At 56.9% G+C, this 18,198-nt stretch carries 18 protein-coding genes and 1 tRNA gene; 15 read left to right on the forward strand and 4 right to left on the reverse strand.

Annotated features, from left to right (window positions below; all coding sequences use genetic code 11):
* Positions 1 to 5: 5 nt before the first annotated feature.
* Positions 6 to 1,385, forward strand: a complete 1,380-nt coding sequence (pntB, locus tag GGE09_RS09715; protein WP_309745919.1) for a Re/Si-specific NAD(P)(+) transhydrogenase subunit beta — start codon at positions 6 to 8, stop codon at positions 1,383 to 1,385.
* Positions 1,386 to 1,879: 494 nt separating this feature from the next.
* On the forward strand, positions 1,880 to 2,629 hold the full coding sequence (map, locus tag GGE09_RS09720) for a type I methionyl aminopeptidase (RefSeq protein WP_309745920.1): 750 nt from the start codon (positions 1,880 to 1,882) through the stop codon (positions 2,627 to 2,629).
* A gap of 46 nt (positions 2,630 to 2,675) precedes the next feature.
* Here map and GGE09_RS09725 read toward each other — a convergent pair whose 3' ends face one another.
* Entirely contained in the window at positions 2,676 to 3,173 is a 498-nt protein-coding gene (locus GGE09_RS09725; protein WP_309745921.1) for a DUF2867 domain-containing protein, read from the reverse strand.
* Positions 3,174 to 3,367: 194 nt separating this feature from the next.
* On the opposite strand from GGE09_RS09725, the gene betI reads away from it, so the two are divergent.
* From betI to GGE09_RS09755, 6 genes are all read left to right on the forward strand, one after another.
* On the forward strand, positions 3,368 to 3,973 hold the full coding sequence (gene betI / locus GGE09_RS09730) for a transcriptional regulator BetI (RefSeq protein WP_309745922.1): 606 nt from the start codon (positions 3,368 to 3,370) through the stop codon (positions 3,971 to 3,973).
* Positions 3,970 to 5,478, forward strand: coding sequence for a choline-sulfatase (gene betC, locus GGE09_RS09735; RefSeq protein WP_309745923.1), 1,509 nt, complete (start codon positions 3,970 to 3,972; stop codon positions 5,476 to 5,478). Before betI ends, betC begins: the two co-directional genes overlap by 4 nt.
* The gene (locus GGE09_RS09740; RefSeq protein ID WP_309745924.1) at positions 5,478 to 6,122 is read left to right on the forward strand and encodes a glutathione S-transferase family protein; all 645 of its coding nucleotides are present in this window, start codon (positions 5,478 to 5,480) and stop codon (positions 6,120 to 6,122) included. Before betC ends, GGE09_RS09740 begins: the two co-directional genes overlap by 1 nt.
* 16 nt (positions 6,123 to 6,138) lie before the next feature.
* Entirely contained in the window at positions 6,139 to 7,800 is a 1,662-nt protein-coding gene (gene betA, locus GGE09_RS09745; RefSeq protein ID WP_309745925.1) for a choline dehydrogenase, read from the forward strand.
* A 41-nt stretch (positions 7,801 to 7,841) separates the two neighbouring features.
* Entirely contained in the window at positions 7,842 to 8,402 is a 561-nt protein-coding gene (locus GGE09_RS09750) for a hemerythrin domain-containing protein (RefSeq protein ID WP_309745926.1), read from the forward strand.
* Positions 8,403 to 8,546: 144 nt separating this feature from the next.
* Positions 8,547 to 8,636 (forward strand) — tRNA-Ser (locus GGE09_RS09755).
* Positions 8,637 to 8,706: 70 nt separating this feature from the next.
* Here the strand turns inward: GGE09_RS09755 and GGE09_RS09760 are convergent.
* Both GGE09_RS09760 and GGE09_RS09765 read right to left on the reverse strand, forming a co-directional pair.
* Positions 8,707 to 9,492, reverse strand: coding sequence for a fumarylacetoacetate hydrolase family protein (locus GGE09_RS09760; protein ID WP_309745927.1), 786 nt, complete (start codon positions 9,490 to 9,492; stop codon positions 8,707 to 8,709).
* Positions 9,489 to 10,268: a TIM barrel protein gene (locus GGE09_RS09765; protein ID WP_309745928.1), complete on the reverse strand. Its 780-nt coding sequence runs from the start codon at positions 10,266 to 10,268 to the stop codon at positions 9,489 to 9,491. Before GGE09_RS09765 ends, GGE09_RS09760 begins: the two co-directional genes overlap by 4 nt.
* 102 nt (positions 10,269 to 10,370) lie before the next feature.
* Here GGE09_RS09765 and ilvD point away from each other — a divergent pair, with 102 nt between their 5' ends.
* The 6 genes from ilvD (at position 10,371) to GGE09_RS09795 (ending at position 16,508) form a co-directional block, all read left to right on the forward strand.
* The gene (ilvD, locus tag GGE09_RS09770; protein ID WP_309745929.1) at positions 10,371 to 12,098 is read left to right on the forward strand and encodes a dihydroxy-acid dehydratase; all 1,728 of its coding nucleotides are present in this window, start codon (positions 10,371 to 10,373) and stop codon (positions 12,096 to 12,098) included.
* Positions 12,095 to 12,982 (forward strand): NAD(P)-dependent oxidoreductase, encoded by an 888-nt coding sequence (locus GGE09_RS09775; protein ID WP_309745930.1) that lies wholly within the window; start codon positions 12,095 to 12,097, stop codon positions 12,980 to 12,982. The genes ilvD and GGE09_RS09775 overlap by 4 nt, the downstream gene beginning before the upstream one ends.
* Before the next feature lie 50 nt (positions 12,983 to 13,032).
* A complete protein-coding gene (locus GGE09_RS09780; RefSeq protein WP_309745931.1) occupies positions 13,033 to 14,079 on the forward strand; it encodes a TRAP transporter substrate-binding protein in 1,047 nt (348 codons plus the stop codon).
* 61 nt (positions 14,080 to 14,140) lie between these two features.
* Positions 14,141 to 14,653, forward strand: coding sequence for a TRAP transporter small permease (locus tag GGE09_RS09785; protein WP_309745932.1), 513 nt, complete (start codon positions 14,141 to 14,143; stop codon positions 14,651 to 14,653).
* Positions 14,653 to 15,954 (forward strand): TRAP transporter large permease, encoded by a 1,302-nt coding sequence (locus GGE09_RS09790; protein ID WP_309745933.1) that lies wholly within the window; start codon positions 14,653 to 14,655, stop codon positions 15,952 to 15,954. Before GGE09_RS09785 ends, GGE09_RS09790 begins: the two co-directional genes overlap by 1 nt.
* Positions 15,955 to 15,956: 2 nt before the next feature.
* On the forward strand, positions 15,957 to 16,508 hold the full coding sequence (locus GGE09_RS09795; RefSeq protein ID WP_309745934.1) for a MarR family transcriptional regulator: 552 nt from the start codon (positions 15,957 to 15,959) through the stop codon (positions 16,506 to 16,508).
* 55 nt (positions 16,509 to 16,563) lie between these two features.
* On the opposite strand, the gene GGE09_RS09800 is transcribed toward GGE09_RS09795, so the two are convergent.
* Positions 16,564 to 16,920, reverse strand: coding sequence for a helix-turn-helix domain-containing protein (locus tag GGE09_RS09800; RefSeq protein WP_309745935.1), 357 nt, complete (start codon positions 16,918 to 16,920; stop codon positions 16,564 to 16,566).
* Between the two features lie 98 nt (positions 16,921 to 17,018).
* On the opposite strand from GGE09_RS09800, the gene GGE09_RS09805 reads away from it, so the two are divergent.
* The gene (locus GGE09_RS09805; protein ID WP_309745936.1) at positions 17,019 to 18,146 is read left to right on the forward strand and encodes an NADH:flavin oxidoreductase; all 1,128 of its coding nucleotides are present in this window, start codon (positions 17,019 to 17,021) and stop codon (positions 18,144 to 18,146) included.
* Positions 18,147 to 18,198 lie beyond the last annotated feature (52 nt).

Below are 18,198 nucleotides of genomic sequence, written 5' to 3' on the forward strand. Positions count from 1 at the left end.
CGACAATGAGCATAGGACTAGTAACCGCAGCTTATATCGCTGCAAGTGTGTTGTTCATCCTGGCCCTTGGCGGGTTGAGCAATCAGGAAAAAGCCAAACGCGCGGTGTGGTTTGGTATTATCGGCATGGCCATTGCTGTGATTGCCACGGTCTTTGGGCCGGGTGTCACGGGGTGGAGCTATGCGCTGTTGATCCCGCTGTTGGGGATCGGCGCTGTTGCGGGGGCTTATGTGGCGGGTAAGGTCGAAATGACCGAAATGCCACAGCTTGTGGCCGCTTTGCACAGCTTTGTTGGTCTGGCTGCCGTGTTTATCGGCATCAACTCTGATATTGTGGGCACCCATGATATGTCCCACGCCGAAGTTGTGATCCACGAGATCGAAATCTTCTTGGGTGTGTTCATCGGCGCTGTGACCTTTACCGGGTCAATCGTGGCTTACGGCAAACTGGCGGGGTCTATCAATTCCAAGGCTTTGATCCTGCCGGGGCGCAATATGCTGAACGTGGCGGCGGCTGTGATCAGCTTTATCCTGCTGATCATGTATATGAACGGCGCGGGCGCGTGGACATTATACCTGATGCTGCTGATTGCATTTGCGCTGGGCTGGCATCTGGTGATGGCCATTGGCGGCGCGGATATGCCGGTGGTTGTGTCCATGCTGAACAGCTATTCTGGCTGGGCTGCTGCGGCGACGGGCTTTTTGCTGGGCAACGATCTGCTGATCGTGACCGGTGCGTTGGTTGGTTCAAGCGGTGCGATCCTGTCTTACATCATGTGTAAGGCGATGAACCGTTCGTTTGTGTCGGTGATCCTTGGCGGCTTTGGCGCGGCAACTGGCCCTGCTATGGAAATTGAGGGCGAAATGATCGCAACAGATGCGGCGACGGTTGCTGCGCAACTGGAAGACGCATCCAGCATCATCATCGTGCCGGGCTACGGTATGGCAGTTGCGCAGGCGCAGCAATCTGTGTCTGAACTGACCAGTCGTCTGCGTGCCAAAGGCAAGACCGTGCGCTTTGGTATCCACCCTGTTGCAGGGCGACTGCCCGGCCACATGAACGTGCTGCTGGCCGAAGCAAAGGTGCCATACGATATCGTGCTGGAAATGGATGAAATCAACGACGACTTCCCCGAAACGGATGTGGTTATGATCATCGGTTCCAACGATATCGTAAACCCCGCCGCACAAGAGGATCCCAACTCCCCCATCGCAGGGATGCCGGTTCTGGAAGTGTGGAAAGCCAAAAATGTGATCGTGTCCAAACGCGGGCAGGGCACGGGCTATTCGGGTATCGAAAACCCGCTGTTCTTTAAAGAAAACACGCGGATGTTATACGGCGATGCCAAAGACAGTGTGAACCAGTTGCTGGCCAGCATTTCCTGAACGCAGGGCGGGTGAAAGCCCGCTTTGACACTGGATGAAAACCAAAACGCCTGCGGATCAACCGCAGGCGTTTTTTGTTTTACGTTGTTTAAAAAAGGCGGTTATTGATCTGGGAAGATGTCTTCCCAAGTGGTTTCCATTACGGCGATCACCAGCCAAGCGGCCATGCCGCCAATTGCCATTCCAATTAAAAAACTCATATCTTTTCCCCATAAATATCTATCGTCGTCTAATCTGACGCTCGGGAGTTAAGAATTGGTTGATGATTGTGTCATGAATGTGGCTGCAAAATCAAATTTGGATGCCTCAAGTATAGCGTGCCTATTTGGCCACGATATAGTTTAACTGTCTCAATTTTATTGCGATTTTCATGGTGTTCACTGGGGTTTCGCAAGAGTTTTGTCAAAGTTCCGTGCCGTTCGCCCTGACGTGGACATTCTGAACACAGGCTCTTAGATAAAAAGGAACGAGATCCACTTGGGGAAAAGCATCAGATGACCATCACAAAACAAGATGAACTGGACGGGCTGAAACACATTGGCCGGATCGTCGCCAACACAATGCAGACGATGGCCAAAGCGATGGAACCCGGAATGACCACCCTTGAACTGGATGAAATAGGCCGTACATTGCTGGACCGAAATGGCGCCGTTTCGGCCCCGAAAGCCGTCTATGACTTCCCGGGCACAACCTGCATCAGCGTGAACGAAGAAATTGCCCATGGCATTCCGGGGGATCGGGTGATCGCAGCAGGGGATCTGGTGAACATCGACGTGTCTGCCTCAAAGAACGGCTTTTTCGCGGATACAGGGGCCACATTTCGCGTGCCGCCAACGCAGGCGCCGCTGGATCGTTTGTGCCGTGATGGGAAACGCGCCATGCAGATCGGCATTGCGCAAGTGGGCAGTGACAAGCCGCTGGCCGGCATCGGTAAAGCCATCGGAAAATTCGCAGATGCGCGGGGCTATACATTAATCCGAAATCTCGCCAGCCACGGGGTCGGGCGATCCTTGCATGAATACCCCGAAGAAATCGCCACCTGGCCCACCAAAGGCGACAAGCGCCGCATCACCAATGGCCTTGTTCTGACAGTGGAGCCCTTTCTGTCTACGGGCGGGCTTTGGGCGGATCAGGACGCCGACGGCTGGACCCTGCGCAGCCACCCCCGCGCGCCAGTTGTGCAGTATGAACACACCGTCGTCGCCACAAACCGCGGCGCAGTTGTGGTGACCTTGCCGGGGTGATACTGTTGCAGGCAGACCCAAACACCAGCCCTTCACAGGCCTTTTATTAAGCGTGCTCTTTTTGAATGCGCCGCAGATTTGAGCGGACGATCCACCTGTGTGCTGGTGCAACCGGCAGCATATAGACTCGCCCGAATGTGTTGTGCGTTATCACCGAAGATGTAATGGTCAGCGTGTTTTCTTGTGTTGATATGCAGGTCAGAACGTCCAGATGTGTGTCTCGTTCCGACAGGGTCAGAACATCGTGCGCCACATGTTCCACCAGAAAGAAATCCAGCTTTTCGCCAACCGAAACCCCTTCGCGCGCCGAGGATGAGAAGCCGCCGATTTTCTTGACTCCGAACAATGCGGAAATCCCGTCCCTGATGCGAAAGGCAACTTTCAAAAGGCGCGATGGTCGTCCGGTGATCGCATTCCATGCTGCAAGCGGGGTGATGGGGTTGGAAAGCTGAACGCTTTGTCGGTCAAAAAAATCCAGCTCGGCAGGGGGTGCCAGAACTTGAATATTGGTATCTGGCAATGTGAAGAGGGCGGTTTTTTGCACTGCAATCCTCCGAGGTTTTTTCGGGGGTAGCAAGAATACGACCCCTAGACAATGTGACATGATGGGCCTCAAACCCTCGGCGGCGATCTCCGCTTGTAAAGCGGTGACAGGATTTTTTCTGGCACTCCGTTTTTATTGATTGACCAGTCAATATAAAAACTCCAAGTTGCGGCGACACCTGAAATGAGTCTCAAATGCCCAAAGTTGGAATGGAACCGATCCGCCGTCAGGCGTTGATTGATGCCACGATTGCCGAGATCGGGCAGGCGGGCTCGTTAAGTGTGACCGTCAGCCAGATTGCAAAACGGGCGGGCATGTCCAGCGGCTTGGCCCATCACTATTTCGGCAGCAAGGAACAGATTTTTGTGGCCGCCATGCGCCATATCCTGCGCTCTTACGGGGATCATGTGCGCAGGGAAATGAAACTGGTGTCCGGCCCCAAGGAACGTCTGGACGCCATCATCGCCGTCAGCTTTCATCCGCTGAATTTCACAGATGAAGTGGTGTCGGCATGGCTGAATTTCTATGTCTACGCCCGCACCGTCCCCGAAGCCAAACGCCTGCTCGCCATTTACGGGCGGCGGCTGCATTCCAATCTGGTGTTCAATCTGTCCCAACTGATGGACACCAGCCGTGCGAACCACGTGGCCCAAACTCTGGCCGCGATGATTGACGGTTTTTACATCCGCCACGCCTTGCAGGACAACGCACCTGCGCGGCTGGAGGTTATGGCACTGGTGGATGAATACCTGCGCCAGCAACTGAACCACACACAGCAAGAATTAAAGGTCTCTACATGAGCAAGCCGAACATCCTGATTTTTATGGTAGACCAACTGAACGGCACGCTGTTTCCCGACGGGCCAGCCGATTGGTTGCACGCGCCGAACCTTAAAAAACTGGCGGCACGTTCCACGCGGTTCAAAAACGCCTATACCGCGTCACCGCTCTGCGCACCGGGGCGGGCGTCTTTCATGTCGGGGCAATTGCCCAGCCGCACGCGGGTCTATGACAATGCGGCGGAATTTGCCTCTGACATCCCCACTTATGCGCACCACCTGCGCCGTGCGGGCTATCAAACCTGCCTGTCGGGCAAGATGCATTTCGTCGGGCCCGATCAGATGCACGGCTTTGAAGAACGCCTGACCACTGATATTTACCCCGCTGATTTCGGCTGGACGCCCGATTACCGCAAACCGGGCGAGCGGATCGACTGGTGGTATCACAACATGGGTTCTGTCACAGGGTCGGGCGTGGCCGAGATTTCCAACCAGATGGAATATGACGATGAGGTGGCGTATAACGCCACGCGCAAGGTCTATGATCTGGCGCGGGGCAAACAGGATCGCCCGTGGTGCCTGACCGTCAGCTTCACCCACCCCCACGACCCCTATGTAGCGCGCAAGAAATACTGGGATCTGTACGAGGATTGCGACCACCTGTTACCCAGCGTGCCTGCGATGGACTACGCCGATCACGACGCCCATTCCAAACGGATTTTTGACGCCAACGACTGGCGCAGCTTTGACATCAAAGAAGAAGACATCAAGCGTTCGCGCCGCGCCTATTTCGCCAATATCAGCTATCTGGACGATAAAATCGGCGAGGTAATGGAAGCCCTTGAAACTACCCGCCAAGAGGCAACAATCCTGTTTGTATCCGATCACGGCGATATGCTGGGCGAACGGGGACATTGGTTCAAGATGAGCTTCTTTGAAGGCGCCTCCCGCGTGCCTTTGATGGTCTGCGCCCCTGATATGGAACCGGGTCTGGTCACAGCCCCTGTCAGCAATATCGACGTCACCCCCACAGTGGCCGAACTTGCTGGTGTTTCCATGGATGAAGTCGCCCCCTGGACCGAAGGCGAAAGCCTTGTGTATCTGGGGCAGGGCGGCACCCGCAGCGCCCCCGTTGCAATGGAATACGCCGCCGAAGCATCTTATGCCCCGCTGGTCTCCCTGCGCGATGGTCCGTGGAAATACAACCGCTGCGCCCTTGATCCCGAACAGTTGTTCAATCTGGACACCGACCCCCACGAGCTGACAAATCTGGCAACCGACCCCACATATGCCGTCACTCTAAAGGCCCTGCGCGAACAATCCGAAGTGCGTTGGGATCTGGATGCTTATGATGCGCAGATCCGCGAAAGTCAGGCCCGCCGCTGGGTGGTTTATGAGGCGCTGCGCAACGGCGATTATTATCCTTGGGATTACCAGCCGCTGCAAAAAGCATCTGAACGCTACATGCGCAACCACATGGATTTGAACACGGTCGAGGACGTCGCCCGTTTCCCAAGGGGGGAGTGATGCTCACGGTTTACGGGCGCAAAACCTCGTCGAATGTGCAGGCGGTGATGTGGGGCACCGGGGAACTGGCGCTGGCCGCAAACCGGCTGGATTACGGCGAAGTTTACGGGGGCACTGACACCCAAACGTTCCGCGCGCGGAACCCTCATGGTAAAATCCCCGTGCTGGTGACCCAAACAGGGCAGGCCTTGTTCGAAACCGCCGCTATCCTGCGCTATCTGGCGGGATTGCACGGCTCTGACAGCTTTTGGCCTGCTGATCCACTGGCCCGCGCGCAGGTGGATATGTGGGCAGATTGGGCCAAAAACGATGTGGCGCGGAATTTTACCGGCCCGATTTTCTGGCGCAACACCCGCACCGCCCCTGAGCGGCGGGATACGGCGGCGATTTCTGCAGCACTGGACGTGTTCGAAGCAGAACTGTCCATCGCCGAAGCCCGCCTTGCCGATCACGCCTTTCTGTGCGGTCCCGATTTCACACTGGCTGACGTGATGTTCGGCCATGTTCTGTCCCGTTACTTTGACACGGATTTACCCCGCAGGCCGCTACCGCAGGCCCAAGCTTACTATAATCGCCTTACCAAACGCCGCGCCTTTCAGGACCATGTGATGGTTTCTTACGACGCGCTGCGCAACACGTTCTGACAAGGAACCCATCGTTATGAACGCGGATTACATCATCATCGGCGCTGGCTCTGCTGGCTGTGCAATGGCCTATCGCCTGTCCGAAGACGGCAAAAACAAAGTGCTGGTTGTGGAATATGGCGGTACCGATTGGGGGCCGTTTATCCAGATGCCCGGCGCACTTAGCTATCCGATGAATATGGCGCGCTATGATTGGGGGTATCAATCTGAACCCGAACCCCATTTGGGCGGGCGCAGGCTGGCGGCCCCTCGGGGCAAGGTGGTTGGCGGCTCATCCTCGATCAATGGTATGGTCTATGTGCGCGGCCATGCGCGGGACTATGACACCTGGGCCGAACTGGGCGCACAGGGCTGGTCTGGCGCGGATGTGATGCCCTACTTCAAGCGGCAGGAAAACTGGGATGCATCTGGCCACGGCGGTGATGCAGATGTGCGCGGCGATGCAGGTCCGCTGCATGTGCAGCGGGGAAGCCGCGAAAACCCCCTGAACCGCGCCTTTGTCGAGGCAGGTCGTCAGGCAGGCTATCAGGTCACAGATGATTACAACGGCGTCCAGCAAGAAGGCTTCGGCCCGATGGATCAGACCGTTCACAAAGGCCAACGCTGGTCTGCGGCCAACGCCTATCTGAAACCCGCCTTGAAACGCCCCAACGTTGAACTGGTCAAGGGCCACGCCAACCGCGTGGTGATCAAAGATGGCCGCGCAGTCGGGGTTGAAATCAGCCAAGGCAACAAGACCGTCACTTTGAACGCCAGCCGCGAGGTGATCATCGCCGCCTCTGCGTTTAATTCCCCCGCGTTGCTGATGCGGTCGGGCATCGGCCCCGCCGCCCATCTGCGTGAACACGGCATTGACGTGGTGGCGGATCGGGCAGGGGTCGGGCAGAACCTGATGGACCATCTGGAACTCTATATTCAGGTCAAAAGCCTGCAACCCGTGACCCTGTTCAAATACTGGAACCTGCTGGGCAAAGCCTATGTCGGGGCGAAATGGCTGCTGACAGGCAAAGGGCCGGGCGCATCAAACCAGTTTGAAAGTGCCGCCTTTATCCGGTCTCGGGCAGGCATCGAATACCCTGACATCCAGTATCATTTCCTGCCCATGGCCGTGCGCTACGATGGCAAGGCCGCCGCCGAGGGACACGGCTTTCAAGCCCATGTGGGCCCGATGCGGTCCACCTCTCGCGGGGCGGTCACGCTGACCAGCGCCGATCCGAAAGCCGCGCCCAGCATCCTGTTCAACTACATGAGCCGCGATCAGGACTGGCAGGATTTCCGCACCTGCATCCGCTTAACCCGCGAGATTTTTGCCCAAGATGCTTTCACCCCCTTTAACGGCGGCGAAATCCAACCGGGCAAAGATGTGCAGTCGGATGCAGAGCTGAACAGCTTTATCAAGGAACACGTGGAAAGCGCCTATCACCCCTGCGGCACCTGCAAAATGGGCGCAGCGGATGACCCGATGGCCGTGGTCGATCCCGAATGCCGCGTTATCGGCGTAGAGGGCCTGCGGGTGGCCGACAGTTCTATCTTCCCCAGCATCCCGAACGGCAATCTGAACGCGCCCTCTATCATGGTTGGGGAAAAGGCCAGTGACCATATTTTAGGCCGCACGCCGCTGCCTGCTTCAAACGTGGAGCCTTGGATACATCCCGACTGGCAGACCCAGCAACGTTAAGCGACTGGTCAAGCCTTTACGGCTGGTTTAGGACTGAGACCATGGAAAAACCCAGCCTTGAAACCCGATCCGGCCTGCCCGAACACCTGCGCGTGCTGGCCGATCTTTATCCCCGTGCCGACTGGGAAACCCATCCGAATTTTTCGGATTTGACGGGGTTCTGGTTGTCGCGCCACGGCATGTTCCGCGAATTGATTGCCCGTTTGCAGGACAGCAGCAACCAGTTCCTAGACAGCACACACCCGCGTTTCGGGGCCGAGCTCAGCCACTATACCCGCCTGTTTCTGGATCAGTTGCACGGCCATCATTCCATTGAGGACAATCACTACTTTCCCAAATTCACCGGCCTGGACGGGCGGTTGGAACACGGCTTTGAACTGCTGGACGCCGATCACCACGCGCTGGACCGCCATATCCACGATCTGGCCGAGTCGACAAATCTGGTGCTGCAAGACCTGCAATCGGGCAATGATGCCAAAACTGCGACCCAAGCCCTGCTGGCGCGACAAAAGACCTTTGACAGTTTTTTGGAACGTCATTTGACTGACGAAGAAGACCTGATCGTCCCCCTCGTGCTGGAATACGGCCCCGAGATCGACTGACCCTGCAATCCCGCCGAGAAAACGGATATGCACAGGGTTAGAACACCGTCAAATCCCCCCCAAATGCCGCAGTTGCGAAACTGTAACAAAAAACAAACCTTAGGGCTTGCAAGCCCCCGCTCAGACCGCTAATACCCGCCCAACGGACAGGTGGCCGAGTGGTCGAAGGCGCACGCCTGGAAAGTGTGTAGGCTCGGAAGGGTCTCCAGGGTTCGAATCCCTGTCTGTCCGCCACCCCCCCTTTTTTCCCAGATTGACACGGCCCGCGTCGCGTGATGACGCAAGGCCTTGCCTAGTCTTTACGTCATTCCATCGTAACGGACACAGTTCCCAGACCTGACATCTCTACCTCAATTTTGCCTGCGCCTTTGTGGTACCAGATCGGGCTGTGGGTGCCGCACATTACGATTTGTCCGGCTTCTAGCATAAGCCCCCGTGACGCCAGATGGTTGGCCAGCCATGTTACGGCTTCGATCGGGTTTTGTGGGGCGGCGCCTGTGACGTCGTGTTGAACCTTGCCGTCAATTGTTATGGTCGTGCGCACGTTGCTTGGATTTAGGGCCTCGGGGGCGATACCCGGTCCGCCCAGAACGGCGCCTACGTTGGAAATGTTTTGGGCGATGGCGTCAGGGATGTGGGTGTTGGGCATGTCGGTTTGGCGCATGTCCAGCAGTTCCATTCCGGGGGCAAACCGATCAATGGCAGCCATGACGTCCGCGGTTGAAAACGGCGCGTTTTCTGGGGGGAGCGTGGTTTTTATTACTGCGACGATCTCGGGTTCAAAGGCGAATTCGGTGTAGTCGCTGACTTGCAATGTTGCGGGGCTGTTGCGGCGTTGGTTGGCAAAGACGCGGCCTGTGGCGGGCTCTTTCAGCTTGAAGCGCTCCATCAATTGCACAGAGTTGGCGGCGATTTTCCAGCCTGCGACAGGGCCGAACCTGTCATTTTCCACCAAGGCAGAGGTCAGCGAATCCTGTAGGGCGTAGGCCTGTTCGACGCTGCGCAGCGGGGTCACCCCGTAAGCGTTAAACGGTGCGCCTGCCAGCACGTCTTGCAGGATCTGTTGTGTTATATTTGTTTGGTCGCTCATGCCATCATCCTTTTAAAATCATTCATCCATTCCAGCCCTTGGGCTGTGGTTCCACGGGGATTATATTCTGCCGAAACCTCTGCGTCATAGCCGGTTTCACGCAGGGCTTTGAAGGCCGCGGCGAAGTCCACTGTGCCCGTGCCGGGTTCATTGCGTCCCTGCGTGTCGGCAAATTGTACGTGACCAATCCGTGATCCCGCCCGCCGGATCGCCGCAGGCAGGTCGGGCTCGGTGATCGACATGTGATAATAATCGAATTGCAGGAACAGGTTGGGGTGGTTGATCTCTTCCAACAGGGCCAGTGCGTTTCCCAGTCCTGACAGAAAGAAGCCGGGGACGTCGCCAAGGTTAACCGGCTCGACCATGACACGCACATCAAGTGCAGCCATGACATCGGCAGTATGAATAAGGTTGCGGATTAGGGTGGCGCGGCAGTCGGCGGGATCCGCGCCTTTTGGCGGTCGGCCTGCCAGAACATTGACCTTGCGAACCCTAAGGGTTGCGGCCTGTTCGGCGCAGGTTTCAACGGCGGCGTGGTAGTCCGCAACCTGACCCGGCAGCGCAGCAAGACCGACTGCATCGCCAGTGCCGCGCGGCACATTTATCAAAGTGATCGGCATCCGGAGTTCATCTGAAGCCCGTTTCAACGCCGCTATATCCTGCGCTTCGGGAAACTGGATTTCAACGCCTGCGAAGCCAGCCGCCTGCGCCGCATGTAGCCTTTCGTGCAGGGCGACTTCTTTAAACATCATGGAAATATTCGCGATCAGTCTCAATTTTCGGCCTCCTCAAATTCAGTGTTGACAGAAAACGGGATCGAATGATTTAGTTCAAGTGAAAACATTCTTTCGTGAAACTTTCTTCAGGGGCAGCTATTAATGGCTTCGACCGACAAAAAACCACTTCGCTCGCGTATTACCACCGACGGCATCGACCGCAGCCCGCACCGTGCCTTCATGCATGCGATGGGGCTGGATGATGCGGCAATCGCCAAGCCGATGGTGGGCGTGGTCAGCCAGAAAGGCGAAACGACACCGTGCAACATGACCCATTACGCACAGGTGGATTACGCCAAGGAAGGCGTGGCGATGGCAGGCGGCACGCCGCGCGAATTCACTACGATTTCGGTGTCCGATGGGGTCGGGATGAACCACGAAGGCATGAAATTCAGTCTGGTCAGCCGTGAATTGATCGCCGACAGTATTGAGGCTGTGATCCACGGCCACGCTTATGACGGGATCGTGGGCTATGGCGGCTGCGACAAGACTTTGCCGGGCGTCATCATGGGGATGGTACGCTGTAATGTGCCTTCGGTTTTTGTCTATGGCGGCTCTGCTTTGCCGGGGCGGTTTCAGGAGCGTGATGTCAGTGTTCTGGATACCTATGAGGCTGTGGGCGCTGTGCAAGCCGGCACCATGACCCGAGACGAGTTGACCCAATTGGAAGAGGCCTGCAAGCCGACCATTGGTGCCTGTGCAGGGCAATTTACCGCCAACACGATGGCTATGGTATCCGAGGCATTGGGGCTGACGGTTCCCAATTCATCTATGATTCCAGGGGTGTATTCCGAGCGTAAGGGCGTTGGTCACCGTGCAGGGGCCTTGGTGATGGAAATGATCGAACGGGGCGGGCCGTTGCCCCGTGATATTGTGACCCGCAAGGCGCTGGAAAACGCCTGTGCCATTGTTGCGGCGACAGGCGGGTCCACGAATACTGCGTTGCATATTCCTGCTATTGCCCATGAGGCAGGGATCAAATTCACTGCCGATGACGTGGCCGCCGTGCTGCAACGCACGCCGTTTATCGGGAACCTGCGACCCGGCGGGAAATATCACGCCAAGGATGTTTATGAAATTGGCGGCGCGCATGTGGTTATCAAAGAGTTGATCGCCAATGGCTTTATGCACGGGGATACGCTGACAGTCACAGGCCGCACACTGGCCGAAGAGGTTCAGGACGCCCCCGCACCAGACGGGGAAATCATCCGCCCTGTGTCGGATGCCATTATGAAATCAGGCGGTGTTGTTGTGTTGAAAGGCAACCTTTGCCCCGATGGTGCGCTGTTAAAAGTGGCTGGCCTGAAATCGCTGACCTTCACCGGTACGGCCCGTGTGTTCGAAAGCGAAGATGACGCGGTCGAGGCGGTGCACACGCGGGATTACAAAGAGGGTGAGGTTCTGATTGTGCGCAACGAGGGCCCCGTTGGCGGCCCTGGGATGCGCGAAATGCTGGGTCTGACGGCGCTGATCTACGGGCAGGGCATGGGCGAAAAAGTGGCCTTGCTGACGGATGGTCGGTTTTCAGGTGCCACGCGGGGCATGTGCATTGGCCACGCCGCCCCCGAGGCCGCGACAGGCGGGCCGATGGGGTTGGTTCACAACGGTGATACGATCACTATCGACGGAAAGGCGGCCACAATCACACTTGATGTGTCGGACGAAGAACTGGACCGACGCCGCGCGGAATGGACCGCACCGGAAACCCGCCACAAGGCAGGGCTTTTGTCGAAATACGCAGCCACCGTGGGCCAAGCCCATGAAGGGGCTGTGACCCATGCAGGGAATGCGCAATGGCCAGAGCCGCGCAGAAAAGGAATGGACAGATGACAGACACACCAACGCTTGGATATATCGGAATCGGTTTGATGGGCACGCCTATGGCGGGGCGTCTGCTAGCGGCAGGATTTGCGCTAACAGTCTGGAATCGCACAGCTTCAAAGGCGCAACCGCTGGTGGATAAAGGGGCTGCACTGGGGGAAAACCCTGCCGATGTTGCGGCGAAATCCGATATCGTGTTCCTGTGCCTGACGGATACCAAAGCGGTAGAAGAAGCCGTGTTCGGTGAAAACGGCGTTGCCAAAGGTGCGCGCAAAGGGGCGGTTCTGGTGGATTTCTCGTCTATCCAGCCCGAGGCCACTCGCGTTATGGCGGATCGTTTGAAAGCCGAAACCGGCATGGATTGGATCGATGCCCCTGTGTCTGGCGGTGTGCCAGGTGCCGAGGCGGGAACGCTGGCGATCATGGCAGGGGGCGATGCGGCAGTTTTTGCCAAAGTCGAAGATGTGGTGCTGAAAATGGCCGCGCGGTTTACCTTGATGGGGCCGTCGGGGGCAGGGCAGACAACCAAACTGTGCAATCAGGTTATTGTGGGCTGTACCATGGCCGTTCTGGCCGAGGCCGCACGTCTGGCGACAAATGCAGGCGTGGATGCCACCCGTCTGCCCGAAGCACTGGCTGGTGGATTTGCAGACAGCAAGCCGCTACAAATCTTTTTACCACGTATGGTTAACGCCCAGCACGAGCCGCCTTTGGGACATGTCTACACAATGCTGAAAGATCTCGATTCAGTCTGCGATCTGGCACGCAGCAGTACATCTCCGGTGCCATTCACAGCGATGGCGGCGGAACAGTTTCGTCTGTTGTCCGTGCGGGGCGGGTCCGAAGCAGATGCGCTGGAAATTTTTAAACTCAGTGGACCTACAAAACTTTGATCACCAAAATAAACGAGCGGTAGAAGCCGCATAGCATAAGGGAGAGTAAGATGAAGATATTTGCAACATGGGGCTTGGCGCTGGCGATTGGTGTCACTGCGCTGCCTGCCTTCGCGCAGGACACAAAAACGATCCGCGTCGGGTCGTGGCTGCCGCCGCACCATTTGATCGTGTCGGGCATTCTAAAGCCATGGGCAACAGCGATTGAGGAAGAAACCGGCGGATCGTTGAAGTTTGAAATCATGACTTCGCCGCTGGGGCCACCCCCTGCACAGTTTGACCTGTTGCTGGATCAGGCGTTTGACGTGGGCTACGGTGTTTCGGGCCACAATGCGGGCCGCTTTACCATGACCCAAGTGATGGACCTGCCGTTTATGTCGCCCGATCCATGGGCCGGATCTGCTGCGTCCTGGCTGACCTATGAAAAGTACGGCGCGGAATACGGCGAACATGATGGTGCCCATGTGGTGGGCTTGTTCACCCACTCTAACCCCAATATCAACATGGCCAAGGGCCGGATTGATACGCTGGCTGACCTAGAGGGCAAAACCATCCGTGTGGGTGGCAATGTTACAGGGCGGATGATGTCCGAACTGGGCGCATCCCCCGTGCAACTGCCCCCGACCGAGGCCCAGACCGCAATGTCACGCGGTGTGGCTGACGGGATCACTTTCCCATCTGAATCCATCGACTTTTTCGGCATCACGCCGGTAATTTCGTCGATCACACGGATTCCAGGTGGTTTGTATACTGATACCTTTTGGGTGGCGTTCAATCAGGACAGCTGGGACGGTTTGACCGATAAGGAACGGGCGGCTGTTGAAAAGCACTCTGGTATGGCGATTGCGATGCTGTCGGGCTTTGCCTGGACCAATGGGGACAAACATGGCGAAGAAAAGCTGAATGAAAAGGGTGTGGAATTCATCACCCTGCCAGAAGCTGATGTTGCTGCGGCCCGTGAAAAGCTGAAACCGCTGGAAACAGAATGGTTGGCGCAGGCGGCAGACAAAGGCTATGACGGGGCGGAAATTTTGGAATACGCCCGCGACATGGTGGAAAACTACCGTGCTGATAAAGCTGTAAACGTGGTCAAGTGATCCTTGGGTGGCACCGCTTAAGGGGTGCCACCGCATTATTTTTCCGGTGGGCGAGGGCGCGATGTCATCTGCAATAAATCTCTTTGACAAACTGTGCCTAGTGCTTGCGTGGCTATCCGGTTTGATTGCCTTTTTCGTTATGGCCGTGACCTTTACCGGCGTGGTCATGCGCTATGGATTGCGCAGCCCGTTGATGGGCGGCTTTGAAATGATCGAAATCGGCATGGGGCTGATTGTTTTCACCGCAGTGCCGCTGATGGTGCGCCGCCGTGGCAATATTTGTGTGACAGTGCTGATCGACAAACTGCCCCCGTCCGTGGTGCGCGCAATGGGGTTTCTGGCTGATCTTGTCGGGGCGGGGTTGCTTGGGTTTATTGCCTGGCGGGTCTGGCTTCAGGGCGTGCGGCTGCTGTCCTACGGCGAAGTGACGATGGAATTACGCGTGCCAAAGGGGCTGATTGCTCAAGGCATGTCTGTGCTGCTGGTTGTAGCTGCACTGGCCTTTTTGATTTGCGCGATTGAGGCGTTTCGCCCCGATCGCCCCAAGACTACTGAAACGGCAGGGGGCCTCTGATGGGCGTGTGGGAAGTCGCCGCGATCTCTTTTGGGGGCGTGTTTGTTTTGATGATGGGTGGGATGCCCATTGCGCTGGCCATGTTGCTGGTGGGGCTTTCGGGTATTTGGATTAACATATCCGAACGCACTGCGATGGGGATGATTGGCCAACTGCCGATCAACGCCACCATGTCTTATGAATTGTCGGTCCTGCCCATGTTCATTCTGATGGGGGTGTTTGTGACCCGCGCGCGGATGTCCGAGGACCTGTACCGGCTGTGCCACGGGTTTGTGGGCCATATGCGCGGCGGGCTGGCGGCGGCGACGATCCTTGCATGCGGCGGGTTTTCCGCACTGAGCGGGTCTTCATTGGCGACAGCGGCAACCATGGCCAAAGTCGCAGTGCCTGAAATGCGCCGGTATGGCTATAAAGACGGCTTTGCGGCCTCGGCTGTTGCGGCGGGGGGGACGTTGGGTATTTTGATCCCGCCCTCGGTGATCCTTGTGCTGTATGGGATCGCCACAGGCACGGATATCGGATCGCTGTTCATCGCGGGTGTATTGCCCGGTGTGCTGGCCATCATCCTGTACCTTGCAGCCATTCGGATTGCCGCGCAAATCGACCCGAGTTGCGCCCCTGCCGCCCCCCGCGTGGGCTGGGCAGATCGCATCCGCTATTTGCGCAGCGTGGGGCCGATCCTGTTGTTGTTCATCGGCATTATTGGCGGGCTTTATAAGGGTGTGTTCACCCCGACCGAAGCTGGCGGCGTTGGGGCCACGGGGGCATTGGCCTTTGCCTTGTGGCGGCGTGCCTTGTCATGGCGGGGCTTGATCGACTCGCTGATAGAAACCGTAATGACCACAGCCAGCCTGTTCATGGTGTTGATCGGCGCGCTGGTTTTTTCCAACTTTATGAATCTGATCGGCTTGCCCGCAGCACTGTCAGACCTGATCTTATCCTTGGGCTTGGGGCCAACGGCGGTGATTTTAGCAATCCTGTTGATCTATCTTTTCTTGGGTATGTTCATGGAAAGCCTGTCGATGATTTTGCTGACCATCCCGATCTTCTTTCCTATCGTCACGCAATTGGGGTTTGATCCGGTCTGGTTTGGTATCTTTGCCGTGATGGTGACCGAACTTTCGTTGATTACACCACCTGTTGGATTGAACTTGTTCGTGATTAAATCGGTGATTGATGACCTCTCTGTCGGGGATATGTACAGGGGCGTACTGCCCTTTGTGCTGGCCGATGTTGTACGCATTCTGATCATCATTGCCTTTCCTTGGGTGGTGATGGTTCTGCCTGTTATGGCGCGCTAGGCATGGGGGTCAAACCGACACAGGGCGGGCAGGAAGATGCGGTTTTATCCTATGAAGCCGCGCAGGCACCTGACAGTGCTACGCTGGACCACGGGGTATTGCATGAATTCATCGGCATGTACCTGCGCCGCGCCTTTGAGGTGGCTTACGAGGATTTCCGCAATCGGCTGGGCGATGACGCGCTGCTGCCGGGGTATTTCACCATCCTGACCTTGGTGGTGCGCAATCCCCGTATCAGCCAGACCCAGATTGGGATCGCATCCGCCCGTGACAAATCCAGCATCACCAAAGCCCTGCGCTGGATGGAGGACGAGGGGCTGATCCAGCGTCTGCGTTCGGCGCAGGATCGGCGCATCCATCTAAGTGTGGCTACGCAAAAAGGCATTGAACAACAAGCCCGAATGGAGGCCAAGGCGCTGGGCCATCTGGACGCGTTGCGTGATGCTATTGGCACCGAGCGATACGCGAGCTTTGTTGGGACCATGAAAGATTTGATTGGCACCCTAGAGGCGGCAAACAGCACCGATGCGCTGTGCCAAACCAAGCCGCGCTAATCTGGCACGGTCTGAAAGAGTTCACAGTTTCGTTGTTATAAACAGGTGTTTGGCGTCACGCGCGGGCATCATAGTTTCGGCGTGCGGCCTCCACCTCGGGCAGGTTGTGGCAAGTCCAAGCGTATAGGGCTGCAAAGGGCACCACCAGTGATTTTCCCAGCGGGCTTAAGGCATAACGCACCGCGACAGGCGAGGTTGACAGAACCGTGCGGGTGATCAGCCCGTTGCGTTCAAGGCGGCGCAGGGTTTGCGTCAACGCTTTTTGCGACACACCCTCTAGCCGCCGCTTGATTTCGTTAAAGCGTTGTGGTTCGTCGCTTAGGACTTTCAGGATCATCATGGACCATTTGTCGGCCACTTCTGCGAACAGAATGCGGCTGGGGCAGTTGGCTGAAAAATGCGCGTCAGACATGTGGTTTCCTCAAAGTGACTTAGGGAACCTGAAGTGCCCCATTGCCACTAGGTATATTTAATATACGTATGCTGCAAATCAAATTCCGGAGACTTTAAATGTCAACCAAAACCACCACAGACACTGCATCGCTTTTCGCGCCGTTCCAGCTTGGGAACCTTGAACTGAAGAACCGAATTGTCATGGCCCCGATGACCCGAAACATGGCCCCGAACGGTGTGCCAGGGCAGTCAAACGTAGACTATTACCGCCGCCGTGCTGAAGGCGGCGCTGGTTTGATCCTGTCCGAAGGCACCGTGGTCAATCGCCCGGCGTCACGCAATGAACTGAACATTCCGTTTTTCCACGGCGAGGCCGCTTTGGCAGGCTGGAAGCAAGTGATTGACGCCGTGCATGACGCGGGCGGGCGCATGGGGCCGCAGATCTGGCACATCGGCGCTGTCAAAGGACAGGGCGAATGGACCCCTGAATCCGGTTTTGAAAGCCCGTCCGGCCTGTTGAAACCCGATGTCAAAGTAGGCCACGCCATGTCTGACGCCGATATCGCAGACACCATCGCGGCCTTCGCCTCGGCTGCGGCGGATGCCAAGCGGTTGGGCTTTGATATGGCGGAAATTCACGGTGCCCACGGCTATCTGATTGACGAATTCTTCTGGGCTGGCACAAACCAGCGCGACGACGCGTTTGGCGGGGCAACCTTGGTAGAACGCTCGCGCTTTGCGGCTGAAATCGTGCGCGCGGTTCGGGCGGCTGTTGGTCCTGACTTCCCGATCTTCCTGCGGTTAAGCCAGTGGAAACAGCAAGAATACACTGCCCGTCTGGCTGAAACACCCGCAGAAATGGAAGCCTGGCTGACACCGCTTGCCGAAGCGGGCGTGGATGTGTTCCACTGTTCGCAACGCCGCTTCTGGGAGCCTGAATTCCCTGAAATCGACGGGGAAGACGGCCTTAACTTTGCGGGTTGGGCGAAAAAACTGACAGGCAAAGCAACGGTAAGTGTAGGGTCTGTCGGCTTGTCGGGCGATTTCATGCGGGCCTTTGGCGGAGAATCCTCACAAAGCACTGAAATCGACGGATTGATGAAACGCTTGGACCGCGAAGAGTTCGACCTGATCGCCGTTGGGCGCGCTTTGATCACGAATCCTGCGTGGCCAGATCAAATTCGCAACGGAAAATCTGCTGAGTTGCAAGGGTTTAGCCCAGCCAGCTTGGGTGAATTGGTCTAACAAAAGCTTGATTTAAACAGTCTGTCCGAGGCTGCACAGAGTGTGCGGCCTC

It is taken from the genome of Roseobacter sp. N2S, from assembly GCF_031454055.1.
Lineage (GTDB): Bacteria > Pseudomonadota > Alphaproteobacteria > Rhodobacterales > Rhodobacteraceae > Amylibacter.

Coding starts and splice junctions, on each gene's coding strand:
- ilvD (WP_309745929.1), top strand. CDS start 10,371: ATGGCTTCGACCGACAAAAAACCACTTCGCTCGCGTATTACCACCGAC.
- betC (WP_309745923.1), top strand. CDS start 3,970: ATGAGCAAGCCGAACATCCTGATTTTTATGGTAGACCAACTGAACGGC.
- map (WP_309745920.1), top strand. CDS start 1,880: ATGACCATCACAAAACAAGATGAACTGGACGGGCTGAAACACATTGGC.
- GGE09_RS09795 (WP_309745934.1), top strand. CDS start 15,957: ATGGGGGTCAAACCGACACAGGGCGGGCAGGAAGATGCGGTTTTATCC.
- pntB (WP_309745919.1), top strand. CDS start 6: ATGAGCATAGGACTAGTAACCGCAGCTTATATCGCTGCAAGTGTGTTG.
- GGE09_RS09760 (WP_309745927.1), bottom strand. CDS start 9,492: ATGAGCGACCAAACAAATATAACACAACAGATCCTGCAAGACGTGCTG.
- GGE09_RS09740 (WP_309745924.1), top strand. CDS start 5,478: ATGCTCACGGTTTACGGGCGCAAAACCTCGTCGAATGTGCAGGCGGTG.
- GGE09_RS09750 (WP_309745926.1), top strand. CDS start 7,842: ATGGAAAAACCCAGCCTTGAAACCCGATCCGGCCTGCCCGAACACCTG.
- GGE09_RS09785 (WP_309745932.1), top strand. CDS start 14,141: ATGTCATCTGCAATAAATCTCTTTGACAAACTGTGCCTAGTGCTTGCG.
- betI (WP_309745922.1), top strand. CDS start 3,368: ATGCCCAAAGTTGGAATGGAACCGATCCGCCGTCAGGCGTTGATTGAT.
- GGE09_RS09805 (WP_309745936.1), top strand. CDS start 17,019: ATGTCAACCAAAACCACCACAGACACTGCATCGCTTTTCGCGCCGTTC.
- GGE09_RS09790 (WP_309745933.1), top strand. CDS start 14,653: ATGGGCGTGTGGGAAGTCGCCGCGATCTCTTTTGGGGGCGTGTTTGTT.
- GGE09_RS09780 (WP_309745931.1), top strand. CDS start 13,033: ATGAAGATATTTGCAACATGGGGCTTGGCGCTGGCGATTGGTGTCACT.
- betA (WP_309745925.1), top strand. CDS start 6,139: ATGAACGCGGATTACATCATCATCGGCGCTGGCTCTGCTGGCTGTGCA.
- GGE09_RS09800 (WP_309745935.1), bottom strand. CDS start 16,920: ATGTCTGACGCGCATTTTTCAGCCAACTGCCCCAGCCGCATTCTGTTC.
- GGE09_RS09775 (WP_309745930.1), top strand. CDS start 12,095: ATGACAGACACACCAACGCTTGGATATATCGGAATCGGTTTGATGGGC.